The 16,004-nt window shown below is 68.2% G+C and carries 15 protein-coding genes and 4 pseudogenes; 8 read left to right on the forward strand and 11 right to left on the reverse strand.

All coding sequences use genetic code 11. From position 1 onward, the window contains the following. The first annotated feature begins 88 nt into the window (after window positions 1–88). On the forward strand, window positions 89–823 hold the full coding sequence (locus LIV37_RS51540; protein ID WP_020874968.1) for a GbsR/MarR family transcriptional regulator: 735 nt from the start codon (window positions 89–91) through the stop codon (window positions 821–823). 137 nt (window positions 824–960) lie between these two features. Here LIV37_RS51540 and LIV37_RS51545 read toward each other — a convergent pair whose 3' ends face one another. After that, window positions 961–1,119, reverse strand: a complete 159-nt coding sequence (locus LIV37_RS51545) for a hypothetical protein (protein WP_020874969.1) — start codon at window positions 1,117–1,119, stop codon at window positions 961–963. A 360-nt stretch (window positions 1,120–1,479) separates the two neighbouring features. Then, window positions 1,480–2,913: an IS1380 family transposase gene (locus LIV37_RS51550; RefSeq protein WP_214663622.1), complete on the reverse strand. Its 1,434-nt coding sequence runs from the start codon at window positions 2,911–2,913 to the stop codon at window positions 1,480–1,482. 135 nt (window positions 2,914–3,048) lie between these two features. Here LIV37_RS51550 and LIV37_RS51555 point away from each other — a divergent pair, with 135 nt between their 5' ends. The 3 genes from LIV37_RS51555 to LIV37_RS51565 all read left to right on the forward strand — a co-directional run bounded on the left by LIV37_RS51555 (window position 3,049) and on the right by LIV37_RS51565 (window position 4,232). After that, window positions 3,049–3,453, forward strand: a complete 405-nt coding sequence (locus LIV37_RS51555) for a helix-turn-helix domain-containing protein (RefSeq protein WP_158634981.1) — start codon at window positions 3,049–3,051, stop codon at window positions 3,451–3,453. 146 nt (window positions 3,454–3,599) lie between these two features. After that, window positions 3,600–3,941, forward strand: coding sequence for a hypothetical protein (locus LIV37_RS51560; protein WP_158634980.1), 342 nt, complete (start codon window positions 3,600–3,602; stop codon window positions 3,939–3,941). A gap of 114 nt (window positions 3,942–4,055) precedes the next feature. Continuing rightward, window positions 4,056–4,232, forward strand: coding sequence for a hypothetical protein (locus tag LIV37_RS51565; protein WP_020874972.1), 177 nt, complete (start codon window positions 4,056–4,058; stop codon window positions 4,230–4,232). Window positions 4,233–4,672: 440 nt separating this feature from the next. On the opposite strand, the gene LIV37_RS51570 is transcribed toward LIV37_RS51565, so the two are convergent. Beyond that, window positions 4,673–5,761: an AraC family transcriptional regulator gene (locus tag LIV37_RS51570; RefSeq protein ID WP_243146501.1), complete on the reverse strand. Its 1,089-nt coding sequence runs from the start codon at window positions 5,759–5,761 to the stop codon at window positions 4,673–4,675. Between the two features lie 114 nt (window positions 5,762–5,875). On the opposite strand from LIV37_RS51570, the gene LIV37_RS51575 reads away from it, so the two are divergent. Next, a complete protein-coding gene (locus LIV37_RS51575; RefSeq protein ID WP_121826349.1) occupies window positions 5,876–6,919 on the forward strand; it encodes an aldo/keto reductase in 1,044 nt (347 codons plus the stop codon). Window positions 6,920–7,312: 393 nt separating this feature from the next. Here the strand turns inward: LIV37_RS51575 and LIV37_RS51580 are convergent. Continuing rightward, window positions 7,313–7,429, reverse strand: a pseudogene (locus LIV37_RS51580) (ArsR family transcriptional regulator); the annotation flags it as partial. A 1,386-nt stretch (window positions 7,430–8,815) separates the two neighbouring features. Continuing rightward, a complete protein-coding gene (locus LIV37_RS51585; RefSeq protein WP_020874979.1) occupies window positions 8,816–9,388 on the reverse strand; it encodes a TetR/AcrR family transcriptional regulator in 573 nt (190 codons plus the stop codon). A gap of 83 nt (window positions 9,389–9,471) precedes the next feature. Here LIV37_RS51585 and LIV37_RS51590 point away from each other — a divergent pair, with 83 nt between their 5' ends. Further along, window positions 9,472–10,422, forward strand: coding sequence for an NADP-dependent oxidoreductase (locus tag LIV37_RS51590; RefSeq protein ID WP_121826648.1), 951 nt, complete (start codon window positions 9,472–9,474; stop codon window positions 10,420–10,422). Between the two features lie 524 nt (window positions 10,423–10,946). On the opposite strand, the gene LIV37_RS51595 is transcribed toward LIV37_RS51590, so the two are convergent. Beyond that, window positions 10,947–11,555 (reverse strand): hypothetical protein, encoded by a 609-nt coding sequence (locus LIV37_RS51595; protein WP_020874981.1) that lies wholly within the window; start codon window positions 11,553–11,555, stop codon window positions 10,947–10,949. 283 nt (window positions 11,556–11,838) lie between these two features. Here LIV37_RS51595 and LIV37_RS51600 point away from each other — a divergent pair, with 283 nt between their 5' ends. Next, window positions 11,839–12,048, forward strand: coding sequence for a hypothetical protein (locus LIV37_RS51600; RefSeq protein ID WP_020874982.1), 210 nt, complete (start codon window positions 11,839–11,841; stop codon window positions 12,046–12,048). 334 nt (window positions 12,049–12,382) lie between these two features. Here the strand turns inward: LIV37_RS51600 and LIV37_RS51605 are convergent, their stop codons facing one another. From LIV37_RS51605 to LIV37_RS51630, 5 genes and pseudogenes are all read right to left on the reverse strand, one after another. After that, window positions 12,383–12,778, reverse strand: a complete 396-nt coding sequence (locus LIV37_RS51605; protein ID WP_020874983.1) for an alpha/beta fold hydrolase — start codon at window positions 12,776–12,778, stop codon at window positions 12,383–12,385. A 288-nt stretch (window positions 12,779–13,066) separates the two neighbouring features. Further along, window positions 13,067–13,971 (reverse strand): annotated as a pseudogene (locus LIV37_RS53020) (DNA/RNA non-specific endonuclease). Window positions 13,972–14,346: 375 nt separating this feature from the next. After that, entirely contained in the window at window positions 14,347–14,784 is a 438-nt protein-coding gene (locus LIV37_RS51620; RefSeq protein WP_020874984.1) for a DUF2267 domain-containing protein, read from the reverse strand. After that, window positions 14,781–15,226 (reverse strand): annotated as a pseudogene (locus LIV37_RS51625) (DUF2267 domain-containing protein). Before LIV37_RS51625 ends, LIV37_RS51620 begins: the two are co-directional and overlap by 4 nt. 99 nt (window positions 15,227–15,325) lie before the next feature. After that, window positions 15,326–15,757, reverse strand: a complete 432-nt coding sequence (locus LIV37_RS51630) for an Hsp20/alpha crystallin family protein (protein ID WP_020874985.1) — start codon at window positions 15,755–15,757, stop codon at window positions 15,326–15,328. 127 nt (window positions 15,758–15,884) lie between these two features. On the opposite strand from LIV37_RS51630, the pseudogene LIV37_RS51635 reads away from it, so the two are divergent. Beyond that, window positions 15,885–16,004, forward strand: a pseudogene (locus LIV37_RS51635) (type III effector protein); the annotation flags it as partial.

The following is a 16,004-nucleotide window of genomic DNA, read 5'->3' on the forward strand; positions in this document are numbered from 1 at the left end:
TGAATCGTTGCATGGAGTGTGCCGAGTAATGCAACGAAGCGATCGTTGCATTAAGCTACCGGGACGTCGAACAGTGGAGGACGCCCCGATGCCCGGTGACCGACTCACGCTCCAGGACCGGCAGCAGATCGCCGCAGGACTGCGCGAGGGGCTGACCTATGCCGCCATCGGCCGTCGCATCGGGCGGCCGACCTCGACCGTCACCCGCGAGGTGATGCGCAATGGCGGGCCGCGCGGCTACCACGCCGAGGCGGCGCACCAAGTGGGCGCAGGGCAAACCCGTCAGCGCAGGACCCCCGCGCTGGCGACCTCACCGGGAAGGTCCGACCTCGGCGGGCGCGATCCGCGGCTCGTGGACGAGGTGGGCGCGCAGAGCGTAGAGCTGATGATTCAGGCCGGGCTCCCGCAGATGATGGCCAGGGTGCTCGCCGCGCTGTTCACCACCGACAGCGGCAGCCTCACCTCTGCGGACCTCGTGCGACGCCTGCAGGTCAGTCCCGCCTCCGTCTCCAAGGCCATCGGCTACTTGGAGAGCCAGGCACTCATCAAGCGCGAACGCGACCCCCGCAGCCGCGCCGAACGCTACGCCATCGAAGACGACGCTGTGTTCACATCCATCATGGCCAGCGCGCGCAGCCAGACCCGGATCGCCGAAGCCTGCGCGGCCGGAGCCCGGAAGCTTGGCGTCACCACCCCTGCTGGCGCCCGACTGGAGAACACGAGCCAGTTCCTCCACCACGTCATCGACGACCTGGTCCGCTCGGCCAAGCACTGGCACAAGATCTACTCCACCCGCCCTCGGCAGACATCCGAAACCGACTGAGCGGGTGACGCTGGCCGCAGGCCTCGCCGCACCGCCTCCGTCACGATGTCCACCGTCACGCTTGACGGACCTGTTCTCTCATAACTCCGACCAGGTAGCGCGTAGCGCTGCGTGATTCCCGGACGTCTGAAACACCTTCATGAAACGATCCGGGGTCGTGAGCGACGACTGTCGGCCGCGATCGCCCGCGCGGTCAGCTCGACGACGTGCGTGCTGGCGTTGCGCAGGCTGGCCACTCGGCCATTGCGCGCCGCCACCGCGTCGGCGAGTTCCTCCAGCAGCTGCGTCCATTCCACGCCCTACACAACGCCACCGCCGCGAAAGGGTGACGCCGTGCCGCTCCAGCGCCGTCCATCAGGGAGGAACAGGTCGATCGCTCCGGCCGGGCAGACGTGGCGACTGGGTCGGGGGGATCCGGCCAGCCTATCCCTGGAACCGGCTGGACATATCAGGTACACGCTCCTGACCAGCGGCGATAGCAATCTGCGACTGGAGTACTAGCCTCGCCGTTTCGCTTGGGGCGATGAGGCTTCGCTGATCGTCAGCGGTTGAGTGGGCGGGGTGGTTTCGTTGCTTTGGGCATGACGGGGTCCCGGCGCGGTGGTCGGGTTCTCCGGGGTCCTTCGGGTCGTGGGCGGGCAGGGGCGGTTGGCCGGTCAGCCGACTGGGCGGGGCAGTGCGGCGAGGCGGCGGAAGGCCGTGGCCAGTTCGTGTCTCCAGGGCCAGGTCACCGATATCCGCAAGCGCAGGCGTCGGCCCCCGCGGGTAAGGCGGGCGGCGACATGCAGCAGCCGGTAGCGGAGCTTCTTCGGTTCGGCAGCCGCGAGTTCGCCGTCCAGGAGCAGGATGCGGGTCCAGGCCAGCAGGTCGATCGCTGTGAGGCTGAGTTCGAGCCAGACGGCATTGATGCCGAAGTCTCGGGAGGGGAAGCGGCCGAATCCGGTGGTCTTGCCGCACCGGATGTGGTCCTCGACGGTGGCATGCCCGCGGTGACGGACCTCGAGGAACTGGGCGGAGCCGCCGCCGGAGTAGGGGGTGTCGGTGAGGAACACCTGGTGGCGCAGGCCCTCGTCCTGGTCGAACAGGGACAGTTGGGCTCCGGGGTGCGGCCGCTCGCGGCGCACGATGATGCGGGTGCCGGCCGGGTAGCCGTTCAGGTCGACTATGCCGGTCAGCTCGGCGATCTCGGCGCCATCACGCATGGTCCCGTCCTGGTCCAGGGCGGGATGCCAGAGGCGGTCGGGAATGGCCCGGACAGCGCGGCGGACCGGTTCGGTGATGGCGTATCCGACCGAGAAGGAGGTACGGATTCCTCGTTTCCGCACGTCGCGGACGTGGGTGAGGAAGGCTTTCGAGGATCCGGCGCTGTCGGTGCGGACGAGGATGTCGGTGCCGTGCCGGTGGGCGTCGGGGATCTGCGCGAGCGCCTGGTCGAGCACCGTGATGTGGTCGCTCGCGGTGTTGGCACCGGCGTTCCCGGGCCGCAGCCGGCCGGACATGGCCTCGCCGGTGTTGGCCAGGAAGCACAGCAGCGGGTGGTAGCCGAAGCCGCCCTTGTAGGTGGGTGCGGCCTGCTCTTTCTCGGAGTGGCAGGTGACCAGCGTGGCGTCGAGGTCCAGGACCAGACCGGGCAGCACGCGACCCGCGGCACGGACTGCGGGAATGCTTTCACTGTGTTCGGCGGCCTGCAGCCAGGCGGCTTCCCGGGCCTGGGCACGGGCCGAGCGCAGAGAAGACAGTGCCCGCTCGGCAACGTCGGCGAGCAGCCGCCAGGCCGTCGGTGTCGAGGCGACGGGGCCGAACACCTCGGCCTGGTCCCGCAGTACGGCCAGATCTGTGATGGTCTCGCCGCCATCGGCGAGCATCACCGCGAGATCGGTGATGATCCTGCCCGGATCATGTCCGGTCCCGCGCGGGCGAAGCGACCGCAACGCGGTGGAGTACGCGGCGGTCAGCCCGGTGGCATCGGCAAGATCCGCCAGCAACCGTGCTCCGGCATGACCGACCACCCCCGAACCATCGGTGCTGACATGAACCCGGGGACGCAAGATAGCCTGCACGTAGAAAGTGCCCTCCGCTTGGACCGACAGAACCCCTCAGCAAGGTTCATCGTCCCAGGTCAGGAAGGCACTTTCGCATTTCTGCCCCATCACCCGCCGTACCCTAGCGAAACGGCGAGGCTAGGCTTTTCATGGCCGAGTCCCGCTCTCGACCCGAGGATCTTCTTGCCCTCCGCTCACTCACCTCAGGACAATCCGTTCTCCGTGGCCCTGCGCCAGATCGCGGCGCGGGCCGCCGCTCCCGAGAGAGGGCTGTCGGTCCGCCAGCTCGAGGCGGTCTCCGGACTTGGCCGGTCCACGATCAACGACTGGCTGACCGGGCGGAGCCTACCGCGTAACTGGCACGACGGGGCGGCCGCGGTCGTCGAGGCCGTGATTCGCCTCGCCGAGCAGTACGGCAACGCGTTCGCCGACGCCGATGAGGTCCGCGCTCGCTGCCAGGCGGCGTATGGCCAGGCGAAGGACGAGGGGCCCTCGGCACCTCCCACGCCCGGCGACGAACCCGCCGTGCCACGTTTGGCGGTTGCGCCCCCCCGTCGGCCGTCTGCCCGTGGTCCGTGGACGCGATGAGCTCCTGGACGGGCTCGGCGAGCTCGCGTTCGCGGGTCCGGGGGAGGCGGTGGTGGTGCTCGCCGGGATGGGAGGCGTCGGCAAGAGCACGGGTCGCGCTGGAGTTGTCCCGCCGAGCCACCGAGCATGGCCTGCGGGTGTGGTGGGTGGATGCCGCGAGCCAGTCCGCCCTCCACGGCGGGATGATCACGGTGGCCGCCGAGCTCGGCGCGAGCGAACGGGAACAGCGCGCCGCCGCGGCTTCGGCGGCGGCCGCCCTGGAGCTCGTCTGGGGCCAGCTGCACGCCGCCCCCTGGAAGTGGCTGCTCATCCTCGACAACGCGGACGATTCCGCGGTCCTGGCGCCGGATGGCGACCTCACCGGCGGCACCGGCTGGGTCCGCCCGAGTGTCGCGGGCGTCACCGTGGTGACCAGCCGGATCACCGACGAGGCCAGGTGGGGGAACCACACAAGCCGGTTTGCAGGTCGCCGCACGTCGCATCTGTGATCGGGAACACGCGGCTTTGGCGAGACGCAAGCGGAGTGCGATTAACTCCCAGATGTCGCGGTGGCACAGCAGGCTGGCGGAGGAGACGCGGGCCGTTGTCTTGAGCAGGGCACTGTGCTCCGTGCTCACCTCGGTGAGCGCGGTCTCGGCGGTGGTATCGGGCCGGGACCGCAGCTCCTCGACTGCGGCGCGCATGTCAGCGATATCCCGCTGCAGGGCGGCGAGTTGGGACCGGGCTTCCTCCAGGGCGGTGCCCAGTTCCTCCTTGATCACCCCGGCTGCTTCGCGTAGCCGGTCCGGTACACCCTGCTGGTCACTGGCCGGGCCGTCGCCGTTGCTGTCCGGGGTGGTGAGCGTGGTGAGCACGGGGGCGAGTTCATCGGTGAGGACCTCGCGGACGGCCTGCCGGACTGCGTCGACCGACAGTGCTGGGCTGGGCGAGGAGTCCTGATCGGCGGTACGGGGCGCCGGGATCGGGATGTGGGCCCGGCCCTCTTCCGCGTGTTGGTCGGGCTCGGCGACGGTGGTGACTGGTGCAGGCACGGGACTGGTGCTGTCGTCCTCGGTACCGGATGCCTCCTGGAGGTCCGCGGCGGTGGAGGGTGGGGTGGTGAGCGAGGGCGGTGCAGCAGGGGTGAGGTCCGCGAGCACGACGCGCACCTCCCGCAATTCGGCGCGCAGTTGGGCGACGACGTCGTGGACGGCGGTGTTGAGCGCTTCTCCGTTGGAGTTCAGCCTGTTGTAGACGTCGCGGAAGTTCGCGCGCATTCGGCCCAGCTCGTCGACCGGTGAGGTCTAGCGGCTGCGGATCGAACGAGGGCAGCGGGCACCACGGCGCCGGGATCTGATTCAGTCTTTACCGCCGCGTTGCGGTATTGCCGGGGCGAGGACCCGACTTCACGCCGGAACGCTGTGCTGAAGGAGCTTTCAGATTCATAGCCCGTTGCAGCTGCTAGTTCAGAGTTGGACAAACTACCGTTGCGCAGAGCGTCTCGGGCCAGGGTCATTCGCCATTTGATCAAGTAGGTCAACGGGGGGACACCCACTTTGGCCTTGAACGCTGCGGCAAACACTGATCGTGACATCTGACCGATCTCAGCGAGTTCGGCGAGGGTCCATCGTCGGCTTACCTCGGCGTGCATCGCCCGCAGCGCCGCCCCGACGCCGTCTTCGGCCAGCGCTGCGAGCCAGCCGCTGGGTTGTTCGTTGTTGTCAGCATGCGCCCGCAGCATGTGGACGAAGATGATCTGGGCAAGGTGCTCCAGCACCAAAGACTTTCCAACATCGGGCGATTCGATCTCGGAGACCAACAACGAGGCCAGGTTCATGAACAGCGGTCCGCGCGGATCGCCGGCCCGGACAAGGACTACCCGCGGAAGCGCATCGAGCAGCATCGCGGTGTCGCTGCCGTCGAACGTGAAGTCGACGCCGCATGTGTACGAGTCCTCGTCTGCCTCGGTTCCGATGCGAAATCCTCTGCCGGTCGTGTTCCGCGGCAGCGTGGTGGCCGGGCGCGCCACAACCTCATCGAGCGAGCTACTCAGCGTGTATTGCGGAGGGTGACCAAGCAGGTAGAAGTCGCCTTCGTCCAGCAGCACCGGCTCAAGACCGTCGAGTCTCAACCAGCACTGGCCTTCGACAACAACGCCGAGTTTGACGTGAGGAAAGGGGGCAAACCGCACGGCCCACGGACCGGCGGCGTGCAGCGGTGCCGGCACGACCGTGCGTGGATGGAGCAGCCCCATGACTCCGGCTAGCGGATCGTCGGGACCAAGCACCGCACGATCCGAGGACGATACATAAAGAACTTCGGACTCCACGTTATGGACCGTACCAGAGAACCTGCTGATGATGGTGCCAATCCAGCTTCTGCTGGAACGGCTCAAAACAGCGTCATTGCCGGGCGCAACAACCCTGGTGTTTAGGAGCGGACTGTGCGTTATCGATACCTCGGCCGATCAGGACTGCGTGTCTCGACGCTCTCTCTGGGAACCGGAAACTTCGGAGCTGGCTGGGGACACGGCGCGACCTTTTCCGGGGCGCAGGACATGTACGACGAATATCGTGCGGCCGGCGGAAACTTCATCGATACCTCCAGCAACTATCAATTCGGGGACGCGGAGGTATATCTCGCCGACATGATCGCCTCACATCGAGACGAGGTGGTACTGGCAACCAAGTACGCAACTGGCACCACGATGGACAGCGGCCTCCAGATGACCGGTAACGGCAGAAAGTCGATGGTGCAGTCGCTGGAGGCGAGCCTGCGACGTCTGAAAACCGATCGAGTGGACCTGTTGTGGGCCCACGCTCCGGACTACGCGACTCCTATCGAAGAAATCATGAGCGCCTTCGACGATCTTGTCCGTTCCGGCAAGGTGCTCTACGCCGGCCTGTCCAACTTTCCCGCCTGGCGGGTCGCGACAGGCGCGACGATCGCCGCGGCACGAGGCTGGGCACCCCTGGTCGCCATCCAGACCGAATACAGCTTGGTCGAACGCGCCGCAGAACGCGATCTGCTGCCGATGGCGGAAGGCTTCGGACTGGGGGTGCTGGGCTATTCCCCCCTCGGCGGAGGCATGCTGACCGGAAAATATCGCCGAGGCGAAACCGGCCGCGCGCAGAGTTCGATCAGCCAGTTCCTGCACAAAGAAGAAGACGACAACAAGGCCGCCACACTCGACACGGTGGAAGCGATCGCCCAGGAAGCGGATGTTAGTGCCGAAACGGTGGCGCTCAGCTGGTCAATGGCCAAGGGAGTCGTCCCAATCGTCGGCCCACGAACGACCGAGCAGCTAAAGACCAATCTTGCAGCGGCCGAGCTTCACCTAAGTCCAGAACAGATCGACAGGCTCGACACTGTCAGCGCACTACAACTGGGCTACCCGCACAGCATGAAGACTGACCCGGGCGCCGTCCAAGCCGTCACGGGCGGGAAAGCGAACCTACTCGACGCCCCTTCCTTGACCATCCCCTAGACGGTAGGAGGACCGGAGCCTCGCTCTTGAAGCTGGACGCAGGTTGCCGATGGATGAGCTGTCGGTACAGCCGCATTCACGGGAGGCGCCGGTGTTCCTCGATCGTACGAGTGTTGATCTGGATGTTCACACACGACTGGTGGTCGGGTTCGGTCCGGACGGGCGGACCGAAGAGGTCGCCCGGGCTCGGCTGGGGCCGGATCTACCGACGGCCTCCCGGGCAAGTCCTTGGGAGAGGGTCAGAACGTGTCCTTCGTTGCGGTGCACGCAGAGAAGGACATGGAGGCGGACAAGGTGCAAACCGCCTGACCCCGGCCCCTGCACCGCGCCCTGTGGCCGGGTGGCCGGAGACCAGCAATGCTCTCCGGCCACTTCCGGCCGCACTCAAACGGCGTAGCGGATGCGGCGGCCGTCGGGGACGGTGATGACCAGGCCGCAGTCGCGCAGGCACGCCAGGTGGTTGGACAGTCGTGTGCGCGAGACGCCGAGGGCGTCGCCGAGGTCGGCCGGGCGGCCCAAGAATGGCGGGCCCGGGGTCGGCAAGGCCGGGCGGTGCGTGCTGAAGCCGCTGCCGCTTCCCGAACCGCGTCGCCTGATCACCACGTCAGCGCAACTGACACTGTTCACTGTCACTCGGGACTTCCGCCGGTTCGACAGGGAACTCCATGCCGACCTGGCCAATCCCTGGCTGGTCCGGGCCCGGCAGGCCGCAGGGGCGCTGGGAGAGGCCCGTGGCTGGAGCCGCTGGATCACCAGCGACGTGAACCGGGCCCTGGTCATCGTGCTGTCCGGCTTCCGCGAAGGTGAATCGATCCGGTACTCCGTCTTCCCGTCCCAGCGCGTCCGAGGACTTCCCGTCGTGCGGACCGCCGAAGTCCTCGACCGCCTCGGCCTGTTCGCCGACGACCGGGCCCCCGCCGTCGACCGGTGGCTGGAGCGCAAGCTCGGCGGGATGCCCGAGGGTATCCGTCGTGCCGTCGAAGCCTGGGTTCGCACTCTCCTCGACGGTGGCCCGCGGTCCGAGCCTCGCTCCCGGCACACGGCATGGGCCTACCTGGGTGAGACCCAGCCGGTGCTGCTGGAGTGGTCCAGCTGCTACGACCACCTGCGAGAGGTCACCCGGGAGGGCATCATCGCGGTCCGGGACGCTGTCACCGGCAAACAGCGCGAAAGCCGGATCGTCGCCCTGCGGTCACTGTTCCGGCACGCGAAGAAGAACGACCAGATCTTCCGCAACCCCCACGATCGCCATCCGAGTCGCCCGGCAGACCGGCGGCGTCCTCCAAGCTCTCGCCCAGGCGGACATCGACGAGGCCACCGCCACCGCCACCACCCCGGACATCCGGCTCATCGTCGCCCTGGCCGCCATCTACGCGGCACGGCCGAAGACGATCCGCACCATGAAGTTGGAGGATGTCGACCTGGGCAACCGGCGCATCACCGGCGGCGGTCATCTCCGCCCGCTCGACGACCTCACCCGCCGTGCGGTCCTGGACTGGCTCGACCACCGCCGCAACCGCTGGCCGAACACGGCCAACCCCCACCTACTGACCACCCAGAAGACCGCGTCGAACTCGGCCCGGCCGGCAAACTCTGGACCACCCGGGCAACCCGCAACCTCACCGCCACCCTGGAACGGCTCCGCGTCGACCGACAGCTCGAAGAGGCCCTCACCCACGGCGCCGACCCACTCCACCTCGCGCTCGTCTTCGGAATCGATGAGAAGACCGCCATCCGCTACGCGGACTCCGCCCGTCAGCTTCTCCAGCCGGAGTCGAAGCCGGGGTATCGCCGAGGTGAGCCCAAAAGGGGCCATTTCGGTCAGGCCATGCCGGCCGACCAGGGACGGGACACCTTCGTGTCCGTTGTGGACAGCTTCGGGAGTCGTAGGCCGACTCAGCGGGCCGTTGGAGCCGGCAGCGTGACCGCCTCGCGCAACTCGTCGGAGGCCTGGGTGATGAGCTGGGAGAGGGAGGCATCCGGGGAGGTCAGCCAGCGGGACGTGGCGCGCCGGTGGATCGCCAGCACCACGTCGATGATGAAGCGTGCCTTGCCGGGCTCGACGCCGCGGCGCTCGAGCGCCAGCGCCAGCGCGTCGGCGATGTCGGCGAGCTTGATCAGATCGCGCTCAGCCAGTGCCGGGTTGGCGGCGATCACTCTGACGCGGCGCAGCAGGAACTCGCGCGGGCGAAAGATCTCCTCCGCGGTTCTCAGCGCTGTTAGCAGCGCCTCGATCGGCGTGAGGCCTGGGTCGGTCGCCTCGACCTGGGCGACGAGGTGGGCCTCGAGTTCGTTACCGGCGAAGAGGACTTCCCGCTTGTCGGGGAAGTAGCGGTAGAAGGAGCGCTCCTTCAGGCCGGCGGCGCCCGCGATCTGCGCGACCGAGGTGCGCTCGAACCCCTGTGTCTCGAACAGCTCGAGCGCCGCGCGCTCGAGCCGACCTTGTGCGTCGGATTCCCATCTCGGCATACCCACCAGGGTACGACAACAGCATCTGTTGTCACGATGATATCGTCGATGACAACAGATGCTGTCATCGCTTGGAGATCGTCATGAAGGCTCTTCAATTCGACCGGTTCGGGTCCCCGGACGTGATCGTGCTCCGCGACGTCCCACAGCCGGAGCCGGGACCCGGTCAAATCCGGATCGCCGTGCGGGCGTGCGGCCTGACACCGGCCGACTGGCACGTCGTCGACGGTCTCCTCGCCGACCATCTGCCGCCGCTGCCGCGCGGGCTCGGCTTCGAGATCGCGGGCACCGTCGACGCGCTCGGCGAGGGCGTCACCGGCGTCCAGATCGGCGACCGCGTGTTCGGCCCGGCCACCTTCGACGGCCCGACGGCTGGCGCCGCCGAGTACGCGCTGATGCCGGCCTGGGCACGCATCCCCGAAGGCGTCACCGCCGAGCAGGCCGCCGCGCTGCCGATGGCGGCCGAGACGGCGTGGCGCGCGCTCGACGACCTCGGCGTCCAGCCGGGTGAGCTGCTGCTCGTCCACGGCGCGGGCACCACCGTGGGTGAGGCGGCGGTGCGCTTCGCGCTGCACCGGGGTATTCGGGTGATAGCCACTGCCGGGCAGACCCGGGCAGCAGCTCTGGAAGATATCGGCGCCCAGGTGGCTGCCTACGGCGAGGGCATGGCCGAACGCGTCAGGGCACTGTCCGCAGGCCACATCGATCGTGCCCTCGACGCGGCCCCGACCGGCGGCCGGATCGACCGCGCCGACCAGCCCAGCCCGGCCGGCGGTTCACTGCCGACGCTGATCGAGCTGACCGGGGATCCCGACCGTGTCCTCACCGTCTCGGACTTCGCCGCCGCGGCCGAGCTGGGCGTCCGTACCACCACCGAGATCCGCTATGAGCAGATGGACGAGTTCGCCCGGCTCGCCGGCGAAGGCATCTTGGTCGTACCGGTCGCCCGCACCTACACGCTCGACCAGATCCAGGAAGCGGCCGAGCTCAGCCAGTCCCGCCGACCCGGCGGCAAGCTCATGCTCGTCCTGTGATCGCCCTGCCTGCCTGACAAAGCGAGACCACCTCGACAAGGAGCGGGGTCAGGCCTCTTTTTCAGGCCGACCTCGAAGCCGCTTCCGCATGTTCGCCGCGAACCCACGGGGCAACCCCCGAGATGGCGTCCCTAAACCCTCGGGTTCCCGCTGAAGAACCTTCAGTTTCCGCGGACTCGCGGGGATTTGGCCCCCGGAGTCCTGGCCCAGACACCAGCCGCAAAGTAGGAGTTGACGACCACCATGCCCGCCGCCGCTGGTGATCTCGTACGGCCGGATCGCGACCTGATGCGTTGTCAATGGCCCACGCCATACTGTCCTTCTCGCCGATGAAGCAGGGAGCCGATGGCGTTCCGGGCCGTGCACGCGCAGTGGGGGACCGTCTTCGCACACTTACCCGATCTCGGCTGCGGGCGCTCGTGGGATCAGGTGTGGAAGGTAAAGCCGTCCGCGCCGCTGACCTGCGACGAATGCCGACACCCGATGCACAGCAAGCGGTTCCCCAGCGGCCTGCGGTTCTTCACTCACGCCCCGGGGGCCCCGGAATGCGTGCTCGCACGGGAGACGCTGGCGCACCACCTGCTGAAGCTGGAGGTGGCAGCCGCCGCCCGGGACACCGGCGCGCACGCCGAGCTGGAAGTCCGCGGCCCGGAGGGCGCATGGCGGGCCGATGTGCTGGTGAGCGATCCGGCCGGAGCCTGGCGGATGGCCCTGGAGGCCCAGTTCTCGCCCATCACGCCGGATGACATCTCCCCCTCGGCATCGTCGCGGAGCCAGTCGGTGAGGTCCCGGCCGGTGACGTTCCCGGTACCGGCGCGCGCGGCCTGCAGGGTGAGCATGAGCACCGTCAGGCGCACCTCGGCCTCCGGGTGCGGGGAGTGGGCGGCAACGTAGTCCAGCACGGCACGGGCGTGCACGCCCTGTTGCCGGGTCAGCAGTCGTTTTACCGCCAGCCGGTTGCTGCCCGCCGTGCCACCGACCGTCTGGCCGCCTCGGTTGGCCTGCATCTCGCGGGTGGTCTGCGCGGCCTTCTCGGCACGCTTCGCCTCGTGGCGCAGGGAGCCGTCGCCGCTGACGTCGGCCCACGAGGCGAAGGCGCGGGCCTTGCGCTCGTTAAGCTCGGTAAAAATCACCCTGAAGAGCCGAAGTCAGTAGTTCTGTCACGTCTACAGCCGTAAGTGACGTGCCTACGTCACCGGTTTGGTGCGGGTGTGACGTGTGGGGGACGCGTGGCGCAGTTGGAGTGTGGCGGCTGGTTATCGGCGAGTCGGATCCGCAGGTTCTCCGTGTCTGTGGATCTCTTTCTCCGGTACGGGCGGAGAGCCCTGCCCGTACCGGAGTCCGAGCCGGTCCCGGACCGCGGTTGTGGTCCCGGTCGCCTCATACAAGAGATCACTGACGAAGGAAGCGTGCTTCATGAGCAACAAAGCCCGGATCGAAACCCGCGAGATATCCGACGCCGACTTGGACGGCGTTGCCGGCGGCGCGGCCGGTCTGGCCCTGCAGGGCGGCCCGGGCCACCTGGAGGGCATCGGCGGCGCCGAGCTGGCCGGCCACAGCGTCACCGTGGACGGTGCGGCGAACCTGCAGAGCGGCCAGGCAGGTCTCAACGTCACCGCCGTCTGATCAGCCGTAACGGCTGAGCATCCTCGATGCCTGACCCCCCTCGGCCGCACTGTCGCCGAGGGGGTTTCGTCATGCGCAGGCGCCTCCCTACAGCACGAGATACAGCCCGCACTCCGGACCCATCAGGCACATCGACAAAGATCACCCTGCCGAGCCGAAGTCAGTAACGGGCGAACGACCCGTTCGCCCGATCGCCTGTCAGCACCTTCCGCAACACCTCAGCGAACTCCTTGGGCTGCTCGATGAAGCCACCGTGGTCGCCGGGGAACTCGACCGGCGGCGTGCCCAGCAGCTCGGCCAGCGCAGTGGAAGTCAGGTAGGTATCCAGCCCCCTCTAGGCGACGCCGATGCCGACGACGACGGGGGTCGGGCCAGCCGCCAACGCGGCGATGTCGGGTAGGTAGCGCGTGGTGCCCCGCAGCTCATCGGCGAAGAAGCGGGCGCCGTTGGCGAATACGTCGGCGGACTCGGCTCCCAGGGCGTCCAGGAGGGCGGTGACGTCGTCCGCCCGCAACTCGGGAATGGAGTCCTGCCCGGGGTCATAGAGGATGCTTCCCGAGATGCCTCGCGAGCCGTGGGTGACGACGGTGTGGGTGGCGAGCATGTCGGCCAGCGGTGCGAACGCCGCAGCGGCCATCGGCGCTCCCATGACCAGCAGCAGCGGGCCCGCGCCACGGACCTCGTAGTGCAGACGCGCGCCCGGGACGTCGAGCGTGTGAGTGGTCGTCATTGCCGGTCATCCTTCCGCAAGTGGTCATCCGCAGTCGCGGTGATGAAGGGAAGACTCCGGCAGGCAGGAGAACTCATCGCTGCCTGCCTGACCTCCCCGCCTGTCGGCAACGACGCCACCAACACCCCGGCCTGCACCACCCACTGCCATCGCCGGCCCGCAACATAATTATGATCAGGCGGCGTTGCGCCCGTCGGGGCAATGCCGGGACCGCTTCCGGTCCCGTGTCAAGACCTGTGCGCCAGCAACGGCGGCGTCTACAGCTCGGTTCCGGCCTCATGTGCCCTTCTACGAGGTGGGCATGGTGATGTCGTTGTAGGACTCCAGGAGGGTCCAGCGCCGTGCTGCCCGCGCTCCGGATGGGAGCCGGTCGGCGGCTGGCAGTGGGCCCAGGGCCAGGCCGGTGAGGTTGGCGATGTCGGTCACAGGTACCTGGAAGGTGCGGAAGGCGCCGAGCGGGGGAGGGGCGCCTGCTCGTGCGGCTTTGGCCAGGGCTTGGGCGGCGGCGTCTTTGGTGAGGTCGGGGCTCTGGTCCAGCACATAGGCGGTGGCCGCCAGGTCCCCGTCGTGCATGAACGCGGCGACTTTCCAGAACCGGAGCGGTACCTGGATGCCCCGGTAGGGCGGATCGGAGTCCTCGAGCACCGGCCCGGTGAAGACCGTCAGCTTGCGGTCGAAGTCTTCGGCGTGGTCGAGCAGGAAGTTCTCCAGCCCTGCCAGAGCTTCTTGCCCTGGTTGAAGATGTCCATCTGCGGAGCTGCGTTGGTGTAGTGGAACGTGTCGCTGTTCGCCGTGGACGCTTCCGCGCCCCATACCGGGTCGAGTCTGCGGACCAGGTGGCCTTTGTCCAGGGGGTTGTCTTTGTAGACGGGGTGGCCGGCCTGCTGGGCTTCGGGAATGCGGGGGTCGAAGCGCCAGTCGTCGTTGCGTGGCACATCGATGAGGTTCGCGCCGTTGATCGTGACGGCTGTTGCCGCGGCCAGCCGCCGGTCCGGGCGGAAGACGACGCTGAAGTTGGTGTACGGGAGGATCACTGTTTCGATGCCCGGATCGGCAGGCACGGGCAGCGGTACAGCCGTTCCCAGGAAGCGGTCGTTGTAGCCCTTGCGGTTCGCCAGGGATTGGCGGCTGACGGTCTCCGCGCTCGGCGGGGGATCGGGGGAGTGGCCATGCCGCTCTACGTACCGCACCATCGGGGCTCGCACGCGGAGGCGGCCTGCCACCTCACCTGAATGGCTGAGGAGCAGGTTGGAGCTTTAAGGCACCGGCGACGGCGTGACCCCCGACCGCCCTGCCTCCGACGAAGGCCGGGCGACCACAGAGGCGGCGCCCGCGCGGCGGGGAGCCTATGCGCTGTGCGTGTCGGCCGACAGTGCACATCAGGACTCCTGACATGGTCGGCCAGACCGTCCCGCATTGACGCTATTTCTCGTGAACATCTACAGGTCGCAAGATCACCAACTGCTGCCCAAACCAGCAGACAAACGCTGCTGCTGAACGTGAACGAAGCCACCGCGATCGAGGAACGGGCGAAGGCGGCGCGGGCAGCAGCCGGGCCCGCGCGCCGTCTATGCGGCCTGGATGAGTTCGGCGCGGCCGAACAGCAGGGCGTAGCCGGTGGGGAGCTGGTGGAGGATGCGGGTGAGCAGGTCGGGGCCGGCGCAGGCGGCGACGGCGCAGAAGACGGAGCCGGTGTCCCAGCGGGTGGTGGCCAGGGAGGCGCCGGTGCGGGCGGCGAGGTCCTTGACGAAGGACCAGCCGGTCAGCGGCTGGGGGGCGGGGATCTGCTCGGTCAGCACGCGTGCGGCTTCCAGGGGCAGGCAGCCGGCCAGGTCGACGCGTTCGTCGCCGGTCAGCTGGCGCCCCAGTCCGGCGAGAACCAGGCGGACGGCTTCGTCGGCTCTCTCGCGGGTTGGGTAGGCGCCCTCGTAGCGGACCTTTTCCAGCATCTGCTCGTATGCCGTCCCGTACGGCTGCTGGGGCGGTGCCTGCCGGTCGGAGATCACTGGGGGTTGCCTTTCTTGCTGTGGCCGGTGTTCGTGCACCGGGGTGCGGGGTGGTCAGGTGGGCTGGGGCGGCCGAAGAGCAGGTCGTAGCCGGGCGGGGAGCTGGAGCAGGATCTGGCCCGGCAGGTCTTCGTCGGCGGCGTCCGTGACGGTGGACAGCACGGCGCTGACGCCCCGGGCCGCGGTCTGTTCGGTGGCGCCCTCGGTCCACGCGGCGGTTGCGCGGACGGAACCGTTCCCGGGGACAGCGGCTCCGCGTTCTGCAGCGGGTTGAGCAGGATCAGGGCGAACGCCTCAGGCAGGCGCGCCGCCAGGAGTGCGGACGTCGCCGACCGGGTGGGCGCCGAGGAGAGCGAGTACCACAGGGGCCGCGCGCCTCCGCAGTGTCGTACTCGCCGCGTTCCTTCACGTGGCCGAGGAATGCTTCGCGCCGCGGAGTCATATCGGCCGCCACCCTTCTTCTTGGGACTGCCCACGGGGGTGCGGAGAGCGGGGTGAGGGGGAGATCAGGTGCCCGCCCTCCGCACCCGTCCGGCCGGTGTCAGCCGGAGATCTCCTTGTGGCCGGATCCGACGCCGATGGAGATCTTGCGGGGCTTGGCGCGCTCGGCGATCGGGATGCGCAGGGTGAGTACGCCCGCGTCGAAGTCGGCCTGGATGTGCTCGGTGTCGAGGGTGTCGGCGAGCGCGATCTGGCGGGAGAAGACACCCAGTGGCCGCTCGGACAGCTCCATCTGGACGTCGTCGGTCTTCGCCACCGGCCGCCGCTCGGCCTTGACGGTGAGCATGTTCCGCTCGACGTCGATGTCGATCGCGTCCGCGGTCACGCCCGGAAGGTCGAAGGCCACCACATACTCGTCGCCCTCGCGGTAGGCGTCCATCGGCATCGCCGACGGGCGGGACCAGGTGCCCGGGCCCATCAGCTGCTGCGCCAGCCGGTCCAGCTCACGGAAGGGGTCAGTGCGCATCAACATCGTGAAAACACCTCCAGCGGGTTCAGGCAGTTGCTGCCAATGCGCCTCACTGACACCGTTGTAACATGTCATCCAATGGATGACAAACGCGATGTCGTCTACATGATGACAACAGAGGGAGGTGCCCGTGACCGCAGCCGACAAGCCGTCCACGACCAGCACGAACGCCCATAGTCCGGCGTCGTTCCTCGCCGCCGCAGCGGCCTTGCACGCCATAGACGACGCCCTGCGCGACGCCAAGCGGGAG

This window comes from Streptomyces rapamycinicus NRRL 5491 (assembly GCF_024298965.1).
GTDB lineage: Bacteria > Actinomycetota > Actinomycetes > Streptomycetales > Streptomycetaceae > Streptomyces > Streptomyces rapamycinicus.